This is a genomic window from Flavobacterium rakeshii (assembly GCF_009741375.1).
GTDB lineage: Bacteria > Bacteroidota > Bacteroidia > Flavobacteriales > Flavobacteriaceae > Flavobacterium > Flavobacterium rakeshii.
The window spans coordinates 1-18,298 of sequence record NZ_WOWP01000024.1; the positions used below are offsets into that span (position 1 = coordinate 1).

Consider the following 18,298-nt stretch of genomic DNA (forward strand, 5'->3'; position numbering starts at 1 on the left):
CCAACAGCCGAAGAAGTAAGGCAACATTTAGAAAAAATACTCAACTAATACAGTTAAAAAGACCTCCCTTACTCAGGAGGTCTTTTTTATTAAAACATATCTACAAAACATTTACTACCTTTGAATTTTGCAAACAACGGTAGTTATGAAAAACATTAAAAACACATCGCTCGAAGAATTCTATAAAGAAGCCGTAAACTTTACAGGCAAGGATTTAGATACTCTTTTACCTCCGGGTATAAGTAAAGAGGTAGGGCATTTTAATGTGTTTGACATTTCGGAAACCATAAAACAGGTAAAGCAAAAAAATGTAATGCCCTACAACAGGAGAGCCTATTACAAAATAAGCTTGATTAGAGGAAAAAACCGCGCCGAGTATGCCGATAAGGTAATAAACGTTGAGAAAAATGCCCTGCTGTTTGCCACACCAAAAGTGCCTTACCACTGGTATCCGTTAGACGAAAACCAGGGAGGATTATTTTGTGTTTTCACCCATGAGTTCCTAATCAAAAATAAAAGCGGACTGGTAATAGATGATCTGCCAATATTCCAATCGGGTGGGTATCCTGTTTTTGAAATAGATGATGCAATAGCAGATGAAATAGAACTCGTTTTCAGGAAGATGCAAAAAGAAATCAATTCTGATTACGAATTCAAGTACGACCTGTTACGCAACTACCTTACAGAGCTTATTCATTACGGGCAAAAACTACAGCCTGCCTCTACCCTTCGGTCAGAGCAAAATGCATCAACACGTATCATATCTCTTTTCATAGAGCTTTTGGAACGCCAGTTCCCTATAGAGTCGCCTACCCAAAAACTACAGTTACGTACAGCAAAAGAGTACGCCGAACGGCTTGCCATACACGTAAACCACCTCAACAAGGTGCTAAAGGAAAGTACAGGAAAAACTACTACCGATATTATAACCGGACGTATTTTACAGGAAGCAAAGATCCTATTAAAACAAACCGACTGGAACGTATCTGAAATTGCCGATAGCCTGGGCTTTGAAGAGGTAGCTCATTTCTCTAACTTCTTTAAAAAACAAACCTCGCTGGCTCCGCTTACCTTTAGATCATAACCCTATATTTGAATTTTACAAATAACCGATTGATGTTTGCAAACCGTACCGTGGCTTTTTGACGGAACTTTGTACCATAAAATAATAACAACTAAAAATTGATTTTTATTAATATGGAAACAAGAACCAAAATAGCTATAGTTACGGGTGGTAGCCGTGGCTTAGGCAGAAACATGGCAATTAGCCTTGCACAAAAAGGAATTGATGTAATATTTACCTATAACAGCAATAAGGAAAAAGCTGATGAAGTAGTTGCAGAAATCAAATCATTGGGACAAAAAGCTATTGCTTACCAGTTAAACACTGCCAATGTATCATCTTTTGAAGGCTTTATTAAAGAAGCTACCCAGCATCTTGAGGAAAACACCGGAAGCCCCAACTTCGATTTTCTTATAAACAATGCAGGTACAGCATTATATTCCAACTTTGAAGATACTACCGAAGAGCAGGTAGATGAGGTATTCAACATTCACTACAAAGGAGTGTTTTTCCTTACACAAAAGGCACTCCCTTTTATGAATGAGGGCGGACGCATTATAAACATATCTTCAGGACTGGCTCGTTTCTCTTTTAACGGATCGTCTGCCTATGGATCTATGAAAGGTGCTATCGAAGTACTTACAAGATACCTTGCTAAAGAGTTAGGTCCGCGTAAAATTGCTGCTAACATTGTAGCTCCGGGCGCTATTGAGACCGACTTTGGCGGTGGTCATGTAAGAGACAACAAAGAGGTGAACAACCAGGTAGCTTCTGTTACTGCTTTAGGCCGTGTAGGCTTACCGGATGATATTGGCGGAGTAGTTGCCTTTTTATGTACCGATGAGGCTCGTTGGATAAACGGACAGCGTATAGAAGTATCGGGCGGTATGATGCTGTAAAACATAATTTCTTTATTTTAGAAAGAGCCGGACAAACGTCCGGCTTTTTGTTTATAAAAATTTTCTATCTTTAAATACATCACTCCTATTAACCAACCAATCCAAACATGGAAGAACTAAACTGGCTAAAAATACTTATATCGATTATTGCTGCAATTGGGTTATTTACCCATAGTCTTGAAGGCTTTTCGGATACTTTAAAAAGTGAAGCCGATTCTAAAATAAAGTCACTGCTAACCAGTTTGTCCCATTCCAAAATAAAAGCCTTTTTACTGGGGTTTGTAGCCACAGCACTTATACAGTCAAGCAGTGCGGTAATTTCCATAGTGGTTTCGTTTGTAGATTCGGGGGTATTACTTTTTGAGAGTTCCCTGCCTATACTTTTGGGGAGTAACTTAGGTACTACAGTTACAGCATGGCTGGTTTCCTTCCAAATGGAAGCTCTGGGAATTATACTGCTTGCCTTAGGTTTTGTAATGGGATATTTCCCCGAAAGGATAAAACTGTATTCAAAACCCGTATTTTACATGGGACTGATACTTTTTAGCCTTGAGTTAATAAGCATGAACCTCACCCCTATTAAAGACAGTCCTGATTTGGTAAATTTTCTCGGCTACGCTTCAAATCCATTCATAGGAATATTGTACGGTATTCTCATTACAGCTATTTGCCAGTCAAGTTCGGTTACCGTTGGTTTAACTATAATATTATGTTCCCAGAATATTTTAGGACTGGACAGTGCTATAGGTATCATTGTAGGTTCTAACATAGGGACTACAACCACAGCCTTTATAGCATCATTAAAACTTGGAAAAGTAGCTAAGCAAACGGCATTGGCTAATCTTGCTTTTAATGCTATTGGCGTAGTAATATATTTACCGTTTTACAAACTGTTTGAAAACCTCATATTAAGCATATCATCAAACATTACCTATCAGGCAGCACTGGCACATTTAATATTCAATTTAATTATCGCTATTGTATTACTGCCGGTTTGCCATCAGTTTGCATCATTGTTTAAACCTAAAGGAGAAATGTTACCCTAGCCCTACATAACTATGGTTTTGAATATTTAAGCTAAATTTGCAGAAATTATCAAGAATCATGTCTGTTACTACCCACAATACATTACCCTCTACATCAGAGTTATTACAAAAACCTTTATATGTTTTTGCTTTGGAATCAGAAGCTACTCATGAGTTTAAAGACGTAAACACCCTTTTTGTAGGTATAGGTAAAATAAACGCCATGTATAACCTAATGAAGAGCATACACGACAGTAAGCCTTCTATCATAATAAATCTGGGTTCGGCAGGGAGCACTTCACATAAAAGGGGCGATGTAGTTTGTTGTACTAATTTTGTACAGCGTGACATGGATGTAACTGCACTGGGTTTTGAAAAGTACCAAACGCCTTTCTCAGCACATCTACCTGTATTGGAATACGGTATTAAAATAGAAACCCTACCTCACGGGATATGTGGCACTGGAGACAGCTTTGTAATGGATCATAACACCGAAGATTATAATGTAATAGACATGGAAGCCTACCCGTTAGCACTTATAGCCAAACAGGAAAACATTCCGTTTTTATGTCTGAAATACATTTCAGACGGAGCCGATGATACCGCTGCGGTTGACTGGCCCGAAATGGTAAAAAATGCTGCCAAAGCACTAAAGCTTACACTAAACAATATCATTACAGAATAAAAAACGGGGCTTATAGCCCCGTTTTCTTTAAACAAAATCACAAATACAATTCTCTAATTGGTGATTGGTATGAATCGAACAGCTGTACCTCCACCCGGAGCTAAATTCAGGTCAAGAACAGAAGTACTGTTAACCGTCATTACATCTATACTTACCGGATAAGGGTTTTCTTTATAATCAGCACCTTCACCATCTCTGTATATTTCTGCCTTATACGGCACTCCCTGTTTCAGGAAGTTTAACGGAACTGCTATTTTACGTGCATCGCTGTTAGTTATAGAACCTAAAAACCATTCTTCACTATTGCGATCCTTACGGGCAATAGTTACATATTCCCCTATTTTAGAGTCAAGCACTTTACTCTCTTCCCAATTGCACGGAACATCTTTAATAAACTGGAACTCTGCCCTACCCTCATAATTTTCAGGCAAATCAGAAGCCATTTGTAGCGGACTGAATATTACCACATACAAAGCAAGCTGCTTTGCAACCGTAGTTTGCACCATCGCTTTATTTGGCGTTTCGTAATCAAAGTTAAAGTTACCCGGAGTAAAGTCAAACGGACCTGCAAGCATTCTTGTAAACGGCATAATGGTAGTATGCTCGGGAGTATTACCTCCGTCTGCCGACCATGCGTTATATTCCTGCCCTCTTGCTCCTTCCTGAGCCATAAGGTTAGGATACGTACGCCAAAGTCCTGTTCCCTTTACCGGTTCGTGGTTATCAATCATGATATGATGTTTGGCGGCTGTTTCTATCACTTTTCTGTAGTGACGCACACCAAACTGACTGTCATGCCATTCCTTTTTATCAAGATACTTGTTTACATATCCTGTTTTTACCGAATTAACACCAACCTTATTGTAAAGGCTGTATGCATCTTCCAGCTGGCTTTCATAGTGACTTGCTGCACCTGCAGTTTCATGATGCCCTATAAGACGTACATTTTTTGCAGCAGCATATCTTGTTATTTCTTCCAAATCAAAATCAGGATAAGGCTTTACAAAGCTAAAGGCAGTACCGTCGGCTGTCCAGTCGCCGTCCCATCCTTCATTCCATCCTTCTACTAAAACACCATCAAAGCCATTTGCAGCAGCAAAGTCGATGTACTTTTTGGTATTCTCGGTAGTCGCACCATGTATTTCTCCCTGTCCCCAAGTGTATTTATCAAGGTGCATACCCCACCATATGCCCACATATTTCATTGGGGTAATCCACGATGTATCTTCAATCTTACATGGTTCGTTAAGGTTTAACGTTAATGTAGACATGGCAAGATCTCCGGCTTTTGTTCCTACCATAACAGTTCTCCAAGGCGTTTGGAAAGGTGTTTTTGCATATACCTTAACCCCATCTGCCCACGGCACTAAATCACTTTTGTAACTATTACCATTAGTTTTAAGCAGTGTCATAGAAGCAAAGTCGGTTAAATTTGCTTCATGTATTGCAACAAACAGACTGTCTTTTGTTTCAAAAGTCGCCGGAGTATTAATGGTATCGGTTTTACTTATTGGTGTTTTGCGGTAAAAGCTTTCATAGTAGCTGTTCTCACTATGCACAGGCATCCACCATACATCGTTATCAAAAGGGAAGGTAAACTGTGTAACCTCATCGGCTATTTTCACCTCACCCATATTAGGCTGTTCCGGGAAATAATATCTAAAACCAAGTCCGTCGTCAAATACCCTGAAAATGATATCCATTAAACGACCATCACCTTTAGATTCCTTTAAGTGAACTACTAATTCTTTGTGGTTATCCCTTACGGTTTTAAACTCTCCCCAAGGTTGATCCCAATTTTCATCAACCGATTTCTCTTCGGTGTTCACCACTTCAAAACCATCAGTCATTTTATTGGCTTCCTGAAATTCAAACCCCATTAACGAAGGTTCTATAACCGTTTTTCCGTTTGAGGAAAAACTGTATTGTGGCTCACCTTTTTCTGTTAGCTTAAACACCAGTTCGTTTGTGTTCCCCGGAGAAGATATTGTATATACTTTCTCTTCGGTACCACATGATAATACCATTACCGAAGCAAAAGCCGTAAGGCACAACCTGAATAATTTATTTTTCATTATTTGCATTAATTACAATTGTTATTGAATTTCGTTTAGTAGCTCTATCGCTTTATCTGCTTGCATTGAAACAAAATAATTGAATGCCTTATCAAGCTTTTTCTGAATTTCAGTATTGCCTTTATACTCTTTTCTTAAATCGTAAAGTTTACTTATCTCATTAAATACATCTCCGGTGTTTTGCACTCCGGCAAATGTTTTTACTTTTTGTATGTAGCTGTAACCAAACTCTGCTGTAGGCTCAAACATGGTCCCTTCGCCAAAGTCGTTCCAGGTTACCAGTTGCAGGTAATCAAGGTTTGCATTTTGTGCCATGCTAAGAGTTTCGTCGAGCGTTGCCCCGTTGTTATGATCTATTGTCCAGCCAATAACGGTAGATGTACCGCCTTCGGCATAGTAATCATGAAACCCCGGATAAGCGCTACCCATTGCCACATCAAGGTTAGGCAGATTATTTACATAGAAATTATTAAGATTGGCATTATTCTCATAAATCCATGAGTATTCGCCCGAAGCATTTTCACCCGCCTCGTTTGATTCATTCCATAAGGTAAGAAAAGTTGGTTTGGTACTAAGATTACTAAAAGCGGCAGTCCATTCCTCTGGAGTCTGCATCACAATAGGCCCGAAGTTTAGCAACAATGGTTTGTTGTTTACTTTAATATATTCATCAGTATTAAAGTAATTGCTTTGCATATAACCTAAATCGGTTTTTGCTGCACCGGTAACTGTAGGAGCCAGCCCTGCCTGTACAATATCATTTAAAAACCTGTCTTCATATACTATGGCAAATTTTAAACCTACCTCATCCAGCATATCAATTAACTGCTCTGAGTTTTCCTTTAAAGCCTTAAAGTCATTAATATCATAGGTGCCGTACCAGTCAATCAAAATACCATCTACTCCTGAATACTTCATCAGCAGTAAATGGTTCTCAATAACATCACGGTCACCCGAATGATATGGCCCTATTAAAGGGTAATAATGTGAAGCAATTTCTCTTTGCCCGTTAGCATTAACGTTATCAGGATTTTTATTTGTCATGGTCCAGTGATAGCCCCACTGGTTGTTACCACTGCTTTCTTTAGTTTCAAACCACGGCATGTAATGCATATAGATTTCGGTACTGTTTGTTTTGGTTACAGCAACAGGATCAAATGTTTCCTCCTGACTTCCCCCCACGTTTTCAGTACCGCTATCATCTTTACTGCAACTGTTGCAGCTAATGGCTATAGCAATAACACCGCTTAATAATAGTGTAAAATATCTGTTCATTATTTAAAAAATATAAGCTTCAGTAAAGTAAAATATGCCGGCCTGCCATGAACTAACCCAAACATGGAAGACCGGCACTACTACTAACTTCTTAATAACCCGGGTTTTGTTGTAAATTCGTATTGGTAGACAATACGGTTTCCGGTATAGGGAAGATGGCTCTGAAAGGTTCTGTTGTACCTAATTCCCAACCAGGCTGGAAGAATGTACCAAACCTGATATTATCTGTCCTTCTTCTTCCCTCAAATAGGAATTCCCTGCGAAGTTCCTGATCAATGAAGTCTAAATCTATCGTATCAGGAGTTTCAAGTCCTGCACGCATTCTTACCTGCTCTACAAACGGAAGTGCCTGCCCAGGCGAACCTAAACGAACATAACACTCTGCCTGCATCATCAGTATCTCAGCATAACGGATAACAACAAGATCGTGATCTCTTTCCCATTGTTCTCCCGGTTTCATTTCATATTTTCCTAAACGCACCCCTACATTTTGTGCAGAATTGGTAAAGTCAGGAATCTCTTCAGTATAGATAAGCGGTTCACCACTATCCATAATAATAACCGAACCTGTTGCAAGGTTAATTTGCTCACCTTCCACCATTGCGTTTCTTCTCACATCACCTTCTTCAAAGCTCGAGAAAACACCCGGTTCTGCAGCCATACCATTAGCACTCCAAGGATAATCTCCTGTTGGCGAAATAGTAAACCTGTGAAGATAATGACAGCTCATTGAAGACATATAATTACCTACTGTTCCTGCTGCATTATCATAAGGTATAGAAAGGATTATCTCTCCTGATGTTTGGTTCTCTGTAGCGAAGTTGGCAAAGTAATCTACCGTTAGTGAATAGCCCGATACATTTTGACACATATCGATACAATCCTGCCAACGGGCCTGACCAATAAACGCTTCTGAATTAAGATATAATCTTGCCAGTAAAGCGTAAGCTACATTTTTAGTAAACTTAGAGTATACTATTTCTGATTTCAGGTAAGGTAACGACTCCAGTAACTCAGTTTCCACGAAGTCATATACTTCCTGACGTGTTGAGTTAGACGGTAGTCCCTGATCTTCAAAATCTGTTACGATTGGCACATTACCAAACATATCTAACAACATGTAGTAGTAATAAGCACGAACCGATCTAAGCTCTGCATATATAGGAGCCTTAGCCTCATCGGTAAGTCCTGATTTGTCTATCTGGTAAATAATAGAGTTTACTTTAGCAATACCTGCATAACAGTAGCGCCATGCCGAAAGTATCATACCGTCGCTGGCTAGCCATGTATGGGTTTGTGCCCTTTGCCACTGCCCGCCGTCAAACCAGTCGGTACCCCTTGTAGGGATAACAGTCTCGTCTGAAGTTACTGCGTTTAAAAAGAATACATATTCGCTACCCGGAAATGAATTTGAGATTCCGTCGCTAAACCCTCTAAGGGATGAGTAAGCCCCACCCACAAGAGCTTCCACTTCACTTGGTGTATTACCAAAGTTGTCGTCTTTAACTCTGTCATACAAATCTTCATCAAGATCTGTACACGACAGTGCAAAAAGAGACGTTAAGAATAATGCTGTTATTTTGGTTTTCATCATTTTAATTTTAGGATTATCAAATCACTTATTTAGACAGGGTGAAGTTTAGACCTACAGAGAAAGTTCTTGGCCTTGGAAAGTTATTAAACCTGTCCATACCCGGATTATCAAGACCTGTAAGGTTAACCTCTGGGTCTGTACCATCGTAATTTGTAAATACTGCAAGGTTTTCACCTAACACATATATTCTAAGCTTAGAACCGTTGTCCTTAAACGGAAAAGTATAACCAAGCGTTACCGTTTGAAGCCTGAAGAAAGATGCTTTCTCTATCCAGTAGCTTGAGAATGTTGGCGCCGAGTTGATCCCCGAACCGATAAAGTCATCAGGCACGTTGTATGCCGGTAATCTGTTTGATGTATAAAGCATCATGTTTGTTGCATTAAGTACTTCCTGACCAAACATACCGTAACTGGTAAACCCAAAGTCAAACTTATCGTATGTAAAGTTCATGCTTAGACCCATAATAAGATCCGGCTGAACATCACCAATAGCTTTATCTTCCTCGCTTAAAATAAACTCTCCGTTCTCATCAAAACCTAAAAACTCTTTACCCCAAAACGTTCCTACAGGATAACCTTCGGCAATGATTTGAGAGAACTGGTTAGACATACCCGAAAGTCCGTGAAGTGAACCACTGTAAATTACATCTGTATCATACGTTTGGTTAGATAATTTCTCAATCATCTGTTTGTTATGAGAGAAGTTAGTATTTACACTCCATGTAAACTTATCGTTGTTAATAATATCGGCACTTAATGTAAGCTCTACCCCTTTGTTAGAAAGTTCACCTACGTTTGCAAGCATAGTACCCACTAAGTAAGGTGGCTGAGGTACCTGATAAGTGTATAATAAATCTTTAGTTGTTTTTGAGTAATACTCAAACGAACCTGATATTCTGTTAAATAAAGTAAAGTCTAAACCTAAGTTAAGCTGTTGAGTTTCCTCCCATTTAAGATCAGGGTTAGGGTTTTGTGTTGGCGAATAAGCAAGGCTCCATGAATCTGTAGCCGGGTTGTAGTAGCTATCCTGCCCCACTCCTAATATTGAAAGCGATTTGTACTCTCCAATACCATCCTGGTTACCGGTAACACCATAACCTGCTCTTATTTTAAGGTTTCCTAACCAGTCGTTAGACCAGTCCATAAAGTTCTCGTCAGAGATTCTCCACGCTACCGATGCAGAAGGGAATACCCCCCATTTGTTGTTTGCACCAAAACGACTTGAACCATCTCGTCTTACAGTTGCTGTTGCCATATACTTACCATCGTAAGAATAGTTTGCCCTACCGAAGAAAGAAACCAGGTTTGATTTCCCTTTGTAAGAGTAAACATCACCTAAACGGTAGTTGTAACCTGCTCCAAGATTGTTATAACCAAATAAATCTGTTTCAAAACCGCTACGCTGTGCTCCAAAACCTTCGTATACATTTTCAAGGTAAGAGTAACCCAGCATACCGTTTACACTGTGCTTACCAAACATTTTGTTATAGTTAAGGTACGCTTCAATCTGTGCTGTAGTGTACTCACCATATGTTTTTTGTCCGTAACCGTTTTCGGTTCTGCCTTCAAGTACAGCATAAGATGGTTTGTACTGATCGGCATTAAGAGCATTGTGTTCTAACGAAGTATTCACAACCGCTTTAAAGTCATTAAACAGGTTTACTTCTGTTTTAAAGTAACCAAGTAACCTGTGTCTTTTACTATCAGCAGTACGGTTAGTAAGTATCTCAACAGGGTTTTCGTATAATGTTCCTCCTACAGATGTAAAATCACCGTTTTCATCATAAACAGGAATTGTAGGATTAAGATTAAACGAACGCTCAAAAATTCTGTAATCTACCGGATGCCATTTGTCAATATTAGCCATTAAGCCCATATCAAATTTAATAGCTTTATCTAAAGCATACTGATAAACACTAATATTACCGCTTAAACGCTCCATTCCCGAACGCTTAATGATACCCTCGTTATCAAAGTACTGAAGCGATGCACGAAGTCCGCCATCTTCAGAACCCGAATTAATACTAAGGCTGTGGTTTTGTGAATAAGCAGTTTGCTGAATTTCTTTTTGCCAGTTCGTATCTCCGCCATAATCAACAGCGTCCATTAGGTTGTTATCACGAACATAGGCTCTCCACTGGTTTGCAGAAAGAAGGTCTAAATTATTTGATGCTTTACCAACACTGGTAAAACCGTTATATACTACAGAAAGTCCTTTTTTACCGCTTTTTGTTGTAATGATAATAACACCGTTAGCTCCTCTTGAACCATAGATAGCTGTAGCCGAAGCATCTTTAAGTACATCTATCGATTTGATATCTGAAGGTTGTACAACGTTAATATCTACACCAGCTACTCCGTCTACCACGATAAGCGGACTGTTACTTGCCGTTAGCGAAGTACCACCTCTTAAACGAAGTGACGACCCACTACTTGGATCACCCGTATCCTGAACAACTGCTAAACCGGCAACTTTACCCTGCAGCACACGCTCGGTAGAAGTAACGTTACCTTTTACAAGGTCTTTTTCTCCTACTGTTGATATAGCTCCTGTTAAATCCTGTTTTCTCATGGTACCATAACCTACAGAAACCAGTTCTACAGCATCAAGCATCAATGCGCCTTCCTGTAAAGTAAGCTCAATGTTTGATGTGTTTTCATCTACGGTTACGCTTTGTGTTTCATAACCTATAAAAGATATTTCCAGCGTACTGCCCACAGTAGCTGTAATAACAAATTTTCCGTCAATATCGGTAGCCACACTGTTTGTTGTACCTACCTCAATTACCGACACCCCCGGCATACCCATACCGGTATTGTCGTTAATGGTACCAGATACCTGCTTTTTACCCTGTGCAAATGCAGCAACCGAAAGAAAAAGCATGACAAATGTGAGTACCAGCGATTTATTAGCCCACACCTTGTGCAGGCCTGCTTTAGTATTTTTACTATTCATCGAATGGTTTTTTAAGTTGATTGTGGTTTATTAGTCCAGCTGCTTAAGCGGGATGGTAGTGTCTGAAATTGTTCTGTCAGTATTATCCTTAACCAGTACATGTATTTCGGTTACATCTACATTTTGCAGTGCAGACACCAGATTTACAAATCCTTTAATCTCACTTACACCACCTGTAATTTCGCCCGTAACCTCTACCGTACCTGCAGTAACTGTATAGATAAGGGTATTAATCCCCGGTTCGTTGTTTGTTCTTATTATCCCTAAAAAGTCTTTTTTGCTAATTTGTTGAGGGAAGAATGTAAATACCGGTGGTGGTGGTGGAATAAACTCACCTGCATAAAGCACCTGATCTCCGCTTGTTGCAGCCCAGTCATCCTTAACAAAAAGGAAAGCAATGTTTTCCATTACATATCCGTCGGGAGCCTCATAATATTCCTGTGGTATAAGGTCCATTTTATAGATACCTCCACCCATGTTTTTTAACTGGGTTTTCTCAACCACTTCAGGAACCCATGACTGATATTCAACAGCTATATCCCAAAAGTTAAGTCCGCTGTGGAAATGTATACTTGTAGCATCTTCAAAACCTTCGGCCAGATTGGCATTGAAAAGAATACTTACACCTTCATCAATAAGCGGAGACGACGGGTATGATCTCCATAACTCCCCCGAACCGGCAAAAGATGAATAATCAGTATACGCAATGCTATGTACTTCAGACTGTAATGCACCTGTAAGATCTTTTAACCTGAACCAAAATCCGGCACTAGCCGCAATATCTTCCGACGACATATTAAAGTACTCTGTAGGAGTAAGCGTAAAGCTCCATATCATATCCCCTTCATATGTAAGTTTTGCAAACTCTGAAGAGTTTTCCCAGTTTCCTGCATCCGGTTCAGACGGAGACCAAATCCATAAATAAACATCCGATTCTGCCGCAAACGTTGTAGTGGAAAGGTCAAAAAACCAAGTCACTTCTTCGTCGTAAGCATATACTACAGGGAACGACCACATATCGTTTATAGACCCTGCTGCCTCCTGTGCCTTGGCAACGCCCGGCAGTAAAACAAAAGCTAATACTATAAATTGTATAATTTTTTTCATGTTGTCGTTAATTAACTGCATTTAACTTAAACGAATAAGACACAAACGCAATGCCTTCTGACTTCCTTACTAACTGAAGCTCCATCTGTTCATTGCTACCAGGTACGGCTACCAGTCTAAGTTCATCGGTCATTAATGTTTTTTGAGCATCACTATATAAATAGATCTTTACTGCTTCGCCGTTTGGTTGTTGGAAAGCAGAACTTAATTTCCAATATCCGTTTGCCGGAAATAAAGGAGGCACATCACCCATTACTTCATAAGTAGTAGGTTCCATTTTATCGTCAACACTAAACCTTATTTTAAAATCTTCATAATTAAAATAAGCTCCCATGTTCTGTTCAGACGGTTCGATAGCGTTTGCCTTAGCATATTCATCTACCATCTTTAAACTCATTAAACCCCAGTCGCCATCCATTTTCTCATAAATGGTAACAGGATCTACATAACTACCATCATCAGGATCATTACAGCCTACCGCAATAAGCCCCATGATAGCTAACCCATAAATAATTTTGCTTCTCATAAATGTTGTTGTTTTGTTAGGTAATTTAGTTACTCCCCACAAAAAGGATATGACGAAACTAGTCCTTAAAAAACTCTTAAAAAAAACATTCAACAAAAATCAAGATAAATCAAGGTCATTTTTTAAAATAAAAAACTGATATACAATAAATTAATAAATTATCAATACTTAAAAAATCAAGTAGATGTTTAGACAATTTCAAGCAGGTAAAAAATCAAATTAATAAGAATATCAAAATTTAATAAGTATATTTTTCCTAATTGTTTATATATTAAATGATTTTTTTATTGAGTTGAAAATTTTTACCGTACTTTTACCCTTCCAAAACAATCTGTTAAAAAAATCATTAAATTTTACCTTGATTAACAACTGCGCGAGGTAATGATGAGGTTATAACACCTTGTTATGCGCTATTACGGCAGCAATGAAAAAACACATCACCTTTCTCTTACTTTTTACCTGTTTCTCTTTGTTTAGTACACCAAAAGAGACCGACCCCGTATTACAGGAATTGGATAAAGCTCTTGCCAATAAGGAGCAGTATGTAAAAAAGAAGTATGCAGCCATAGGCGAACTGAAAGTACATATAGAAAAGTTTAAACTTAGCGATGACAAAAAAGCTTTGTACAACACCTATATGTCTCTTTTTGACGAATACAAATCGTTTAAATATGATTCTGCCTATTATTATATCGAGCAGGCAAAGGACATGGCTTTTCATTTAAAAGATTCTGAACTGCTTGCCAAAGCCAAAATAAAGGAAGGTTTTGTATTACTATCTTCCGGATTGTTTAAAGAGGCTATTGATACGCTTTGCAGTATTAAAAATGAAGACCGACTGGATATAAAAACCCGTTATGAATATTTTTCGGTAAAGGCACGTGCTTATTATGACCTTGCCGATTATACCCGCGACCCCCGTTATAACATCAATTACATACAAAAAGGCACAAAGTATATTGAGCAGGCCATAATGATTGTAGACACCAATACTAATGAGTACTGGGCAGCCATTAGCCTGAAGCGCATGAAACAACAGGATCGCAAAGGTGCCGAATTTGCCTTTAGCTACTGGATTAACAATTACAAACTCCCTACAGAATATTATGGTATTGCCACATCAAGCCTCGGCTATATCTATTCTGAACAGGGTTTAAAGGAAAAAGGAATCCATTACCTGTGCCTCGCCGCTATTGCCGATGTAAAGAATGCAACTAAGGAAACCGTTGCTCTGCGTAATCTGGCTAACGAATTATTTAAAAGCGGCGACCTTGAAAAAGCCAACAGGTATATTAACCTGGCAATGGACGATGCTACATTTTATGATGCCCGCCACCGTAAAATTGAAATATCAACCATACTACCTATTATAGAAAAAGCTCAGCTTAATAAGATTAAAGATAAGAACGATATACTGGAAGCCGTGGTGATACTACTCGCTATATTATCGGTCATTATTATTATTTTCCTGGTTATTATCTTCAGGCAGCTTAAGGAACGAAATGCTTCACGAAAGGCAATGGCAGAATCGTATGCTAAACTACAGGAAATGAACAACAGTCTTAGCGAAGCTAATATCATTAAGGAAGAGTATATTGCTTACTTTATAAAGGCTACCTCTGACTTTATAAATAAGATTGATCACTTACAAAAAAGTACCATACAGAAAATAATTTCCAAAAAAACCGACGAGGTTATTACCAGCCTTAAACGCTATAATGTAAAAAAGGAAAGGGAAAACCTGTTCCATCAGTTTGATGAGATTTTCCTGAAACTGTTCCCTTCTTTTATTGAGGACTTTAATACACTTTTCCCCGATAACCATAAAACCGTTATCAAGAAAGGGGAACTTTTAAATACCGAAATGCGCTTATTTGCCCTTTACAGACTGGGTATACAGGATAGTAACCAGATAGCCGATTTCCTCGAACTATCGGTATCAACCGTTTACACTTACAAAACCCGTATTAAGAGTAAATCACATTGTAAGGAAACCTTTGAGGAAAAAATTATGGCTATAAAAACCATATAGTCGTATCACTTTATACTTTTTTAGCAGTATTTAAGCTAAAATTAATGTTTGCTTTTCCTACAAATGGGTAACTTTGTTACACTTACCTCAAATTACCTTACATGGGACTACAATCAAAAACTAAAAACCTGGGACTGGCAGAACTTATTGCCATTGCTTTGGGAGGAATGGTAGGCGGTGGTATATTCACCATATTAGGAATATCTGTAGCAATAATAGGAAACGTCACCCCTATTGCCATTATAGTGGGCGGTATTATAGCTTCGCTCGCTGCTTACTCTTATGTAAAACTCGGTGTATATTATAAAGATGAAGGTGCAACCTATGCCTTTTACAAAAAAACCTATCCCAAAACACCTTTCCTGGCTTCTGTTATAGGCTGGTATGTAATATTCGGGTACATAAGTACACTCGCGCTCTATGCCTATACCTTCTCTTCTTATGCCATTAGTAGTACTGATTTTTCAGACAACATGTGGATTCGTAAAGCCATCGCACTTGGAATTATAGGCCTGTTTACCACCATTAACCTTTGGAGTGTAAACGGTATGGGGAAAATTGAAGATATAATGGTATATACCAAACTGGTTTTACTTACCATAATATCGGTGGTACTTATGCAAAACGGAGATACCAGCTTTGCCAAATTTATGGAGACGATGACTGTGGATGCCGAAAGATCCAGTATCATGAATATCCTTATCGTATCATCGGTCACCTTTGTTGCTTTTGAAGGATTTCAGCTCGTTATTAATGCCGTAAACGAAATGAAAGACCCCGATAAAAATATCCCGAGAGCCATATACAGTGCCATAGTACTGGCTGTACTGATATATGTGGTAATATCTATGGGGGCATTATTTGCCATACCTGCCGAAAAAATTATTGAGAACAAAGAATACGCCTTGGCATCGGGCGCGGGTGAAGTATTGGGTAAACTAGGCAGTACCATAGTTATAGCAGGGGCTTTACTAGCAACCAGCAGCGCCATTAGCGGGACCGTATTTGGAGCATCAAGACAGTTGGCAGCCATTGCAGATGATGGTTATTTCCCGGATATACTAACCAAAAGAACAAACCAAATTCCTAAAAATGCTACCCTTTTTATGGCAGCTTTTGCTGGTGTATTAATCCTTATTGGCGGACTGGAACTTATACTGGAGTTTGGTAGCGTTACCTTTTTACTGGTGTCATTATTAATGGCTATTGCCAATTATAAAATAAAAGACAAAACAAAATCATCGGCGGTTATTACCGTGTTAGCCATTGCCGGACTCTCTTTGGGCAGCATCCTTATTTTATACTACGAACTTAAAAACAAATGGGAACAAATGGCTGCCATTGTAGTGCTTTACCTGTTGCTTACAGCCGGAGCATGGTTTTACTCCAAAAGGCATCAGAAAAAAATACAACACAAAAACGCAGAAAATTAAACATCCGTTATTTATCTCAAAATTTTATGTTTCATTATTAATATTTTAATAATAAACGAATCAATATTTTATGGGATATTTTACTTTTATTTGAATTTTTACAGGCAATAACATTTTCATGAAGTGCGGGAGCTGATGGGAAAATTGTTCTGCTGCTTATAAGCCGAATAATTATTAAAAACCATAAAAATGAAAACCACTTACTTGAAACAGTTCGCTGCCCTGCTTATGGCTGGAGCGATTTGTTCATGCTCAAATGATTTTGAGCCCGTTTCTGAAGATGCTGCAACATCTCAGGACACCACAAAAGTGACAACAAAGGCCTTTCTTAGTCTGCCGATTAGTTACACAGACGAAAGTAGCTTTGTAAACTCACTATCATCGTATGGCTTCTTAGAACCAGACGACATTAACCTTAACCGCTCTGGTACAAAAAGCGGTTACAACAGCGTTTACGGATTTAACATTCCGTCGGCAAACCAGGTTACCGGTTTCAAATGGAACAGCGGTGACGAAGATACAGAAGAATGGCGCCCACAGGGACTAACCGGTTTTAACTGGGGCGGTCGTAAATTCCTTTTGGCTACATGGTATGGTGTTGGTCCCGGTACTATTTCGGGAGTTTACAACCAGCACAAAGGTGTTCGTGTTGCACTTGTTGATATTACCGATATGAATAATATCACCTACAGGCATATTCTTTTAGTACAGGACAAAAACAACATGAACAACAGCAACCTGTACAGATCTACAAACTCTTACGATCAGTTAGACCTGTTTTGCCCAGTTACTATCCACGCAGGTGGTGTAGCCTATTCTAACAACAAAATTTATGTTGTAGACACCAAACTGGGCATGCGTGTGTTTGACATCAGAAAACTTATTGCAGTTTCGGGAGACAGTACTAAAAGCCGTATAGGTCGTGAGACAGACGGTACGCTAAAAGCATTCAACTATTCTTATGTGCTTCCTCAAATTGGTTATTATGACATAGACAATGCCAATCCGTACTCGTGTATCTCTTTAGGTACAGGTAATAATGGTGAGGCAAGACTATGGACAGGTCAATACCTTACTCCGGATGATAATCAGACTCCTAAAATTTATGGATTTGCGCTTAACTCAAACGGACAAATCAACACAGGGCAATCAGTACAGCAACTTGAACCACAGGATAACGCTACCGGAAACAACGGACCGGTATATCGTGTACAGGGGGTTTACAGAAAAGGACAGGCTTCTACCAGTTTAGTAACCACTACAGGAAACAGCAGTTACGAAGGCTCTACCGCTCGTTTGGTACGTCATTACAGTGGTGACGGTGCCGGAACACGTTTCCGCTGGCCACATGGTGCAGAAGATTTATACTACGACAGCAGTACAGGTTACCTGTGGAATCTTACCGAATATGAAAGTTCTAAATACGGACAGGACAACCGTTGCGTATTTGCAGTACGATACAGCGATTATGATTAATTGATTGTTTTGTTATCTGTTTTTCAAAGCACTTATGTGGCATTCACACAAGTGCTTTTTTATGTATATAATCGAATAACTCTTTTTTAATCAAAATCTTACCAATATAATTGATATATTTAAAGTCATCAATCATTAAATCAATTATTAAA

General features: G+C 38.9%; 13 protein-coding genes. 7 read left to right on the forward strand and 6 right to left on the reverse strand.

Features of this window, described 5'->3' with window-relative positions; translation table 11 throughout:
- Positions 1-145: 145 nt before the first annotated feature.
- The 4 genes from GN157_RS07370 to GN157_RS07385 all read left to right on the forward strand — a co-directional run bounded on the left by GN157_RS07370 (position 146) and on the right by GN157_RS07385 (position 3,672).
- Positions 146-1,084 (forward strand): helix-turn-helix domain-containing protein, encoded by a 939-nt coding sequence (locus tag GN157_RS07370; RefSeq protein WP_157482586.1) that lies wholly within the window; start codon positions 146-148, stop codon positions 1,082-1,084.
- A gap of 113 nt (positions 1,085-1,197) precedes the next feature.
- Complete coding sequence (locus GN157_RS07375; RefSeq protein ID WP_157482588.1) at positions 1,198-1,962, forward strand: SDR family NAD(P)-dependent oxidoreductase; 765 nt, start codon at positions 1,198-1,200, stop codon at positions 1,960-1,962.
- 107 nt (positions 1,963-2,069) lie between these two features.
- Complete coding sequence (locus GN157_RS07380; RefSeq protein ID WP_157482589.1) at positions 2,070-3,008, forward strand: Na/Pi cotransporter family protein; 939 nt, start codon at positions 2,070-2,072, stop codon at positions 3,006-3,008.
- 58 nt (positions 3,009-3,066) lie between these two features.
- On the forward strand, positions 3,067-3,672 hold the full coding sequence (locus GN157_RS07385; RefSeq protein WP_157482591.1) for a 5'-methylthioadenosine/S-adenosylhomocysteine nucleosidase family protein: 606 nt from the start codon (positions 3,067-3,069) through the stop codon (positions 3,670-3,672).
- 53 nt (positions 3,673-3,725) lie between these two features.
- Here GN157_RS07385 and GN157_RS07390 read toward each other — a convergent pair whose 3' ends face one another.
- The 6 genes from GN157_RS07390 to GN157_RS07415 all read right to left on the reverse strand — a co-directional run bounded on the left by GN157_RS07390 (position 3,726) and on the right by GN157_RS07415 (position 13,205).
- Complete coding sequence (locus GN157_RS07390; protein WP_157482592.1) at positions 3,726-5,747, reverse strand: glycoside hydrolase family 97 protein; 2,022 nt, start codon at positions 5,745-5,747, stop codon at positions 3,726-3,728.
- 21 nt (positions 5,748-5,768) lie between these two features.
- Complete coding sequence (locus tag GN157_RS07395) at positions 5,769-7,022, reverse strand: glycoside hydrolase family 71/99-like protein (protein ID WP_157482594.1); 1,254 nt, start codon at positions 7,020-7,022, stop codon at positions 5,769-5,771.
- Between the two features lie 91 nt (positions 7,023-7,113).
- Complete coding sequence (locus GN157_RS07400; protein ID WP_231749080.1) at positions 7,114-8,616, reverse strand: RagB/SusD family nutrient uptake outer membrane protein; 1,503 nt, start codon at positions 8,614-8,616, stop codon at positions 7,114-7,116.
- 25 nt (positions 8,617-8,641) lie between these two features.
- On the reverse strand, positions 8,642-11,572 hold the full coding sequence (locus tag GN157_RS07405) for a SusC/RagA family TonB-linked outer membrane protein (RefSeq protein ID WP_157482596.1): 2,931 nt from the start codon (positions 11,570-11,572) through the stop codon (positions 8,642-8,644).
- 30 nt (positions 11,573-11,602) lie between these two features.
- A complete protein-coding gene (locus GN157_RS07410) occupies positions 11,603-12,679 on the reverse strand; it encodes a hypothetical protein (protein WP_157482598.1) in 1,077 nt (358 codons plus the stop codon).
- 7 nt (positions 12,680-12,686) lie between these two features.
- Entirely contained in the window at positions 12,687-13,205 is a 519-nt protein-coding gene (locus tag GN157_RS07415) for a DUF5004 domain-containing protein (RefSeq protein WP_157482600.1), read from the reverse strand.
- A 424-nt stretch (positions 13,206-13,629) separates the two neighbouring features.
- Here GN157_RS07415 and GN157_RS07420 point away from each other — a divergent pair, with 424 nt between their 5' ends.
- From GN157_RS07420 to GN157_RS07430, 3 genes are all read left to right on the forward strand, one after another.
- Entirely contained in the window at positions 13,630-15,237 is a 1,608-nt protein-coding gene (locus GN157_RS07420; RefSeq protein WP_157482602.1) for a DUF6377 domain-containing protein, read from the forward strand.
- Between the two features lie 101 nt (positions 15,238-15,338).
- Positions 15,339-16,670 carry an APC family permease gene (locus GN157_RS07425; protein WP_157482604.1) on the forward strand — a complete coding sequence of 444 codons (1,332 nt, stop codon included), beginning with the start codon at positions 15,339-15,341 and terminating at the stop codon, positions 16,668-16,670.
- A gap of 189 nt (positions 16,671-16,859) precedes the next feature.
- On the forward strand, positions 16,860-18,146 hold the full coding sequence (locus GN157_RS07430) for a hypothetical protein (RefSeq protein ID WP_157482606.1): 1,287 nt from the start codon (positions 16,860-16,862) through the stop codon (positions 18,144-18,146).
- The last annotated feature ends 152 nt before the right edge of the window (positions 18,147-18,298 follow it).

Coding starts and splice junctions, on each gene's coding strand:
- GN157_RS07420 (WP_157482602.1), top strand. CDS start 13,630: ATGAAAAAACACATCACCTTTCTCTTACTTTTTACCTGTTTCTCTTTG.
- GN157_RS07415 (WP_157482600.1), bottom strand. CDS start 13,205: ATGAGAAGCAAAATTATTTATGGGTTAGCTATCATGGGGCTTATTGCG.
- GN157_RS07375 (WP_157482588.1), top strand. CDS start 1,198: ATGGAAACAAGAACCAAAATAGCTATAGTTACGGGTGGTAGCCGTGGC.
- GN157_RS07380 (WP_157482589.1), top strand. CDS start 2,070: ATGGAAGAACTAAACTGGCTAAAAATACTTATATCGATTATTGCTGCA.
- GN157_RS07370 (WP_157482586.1), top strand. CDS start 146: ATGAAAAACATTAAAAACACATCGCTCGAAGAATTCTATAAAGAAGCC.
- GN157_RS07385 (WP_157482591.1), top strand. CDS start 3,067: ATGTCTGTTACTACCCACAATACATTACCCTCTACATCAGAGTTATTA.
- GN157_RS07400 (WP_231749080.1), bottom strand. CDS start 8,616: ATGATGAAAACCAAAATAACAGCATTATTCTTAACGTCTCTTTTTGCA.
- GN157_RS07390 (WP_157482592.1), bottom strand. CDS start 5,747: ATGAAAAATAAATTATTCAGGTTGTGCCTTACGGCTTTTGCTTCGGTA.
- GN157_RS07395 (WP_157482594.1), bottom strand. CDS start 7,022: ATGAACAGATATTTTACACTATTATTAAGCGGTGTTATTGCTATAGCC.
- GN157_RS07405 (WP_157482596.1), bottom strand. CDS start 11,572: ATGAATAGTAAAAATACTAAAGCAGGCCTGCACAAGGTGTGGGCTAAT.
- GN157_RS07410 (WP_157482598.1), bottom strand. CDS start 12,679: ATGAAAAAAATTATACAATTTATAGTATTAGCTTTTGTTTTACTGCCG.
- GN157_RS07425 (WP_157482604.1), top strand. CDS start 15,339: ATGGGACTACAATCAAAAACTAAAAACCTGGGACTGGCAGAACTTATT.
- GN157_RS07430 (WP_157482606.1), top strand. CDS start 16,860: ATGAAAACCACTTACTTGAAACAGTTCGCTGCCCTGCTTATGGCTGGA.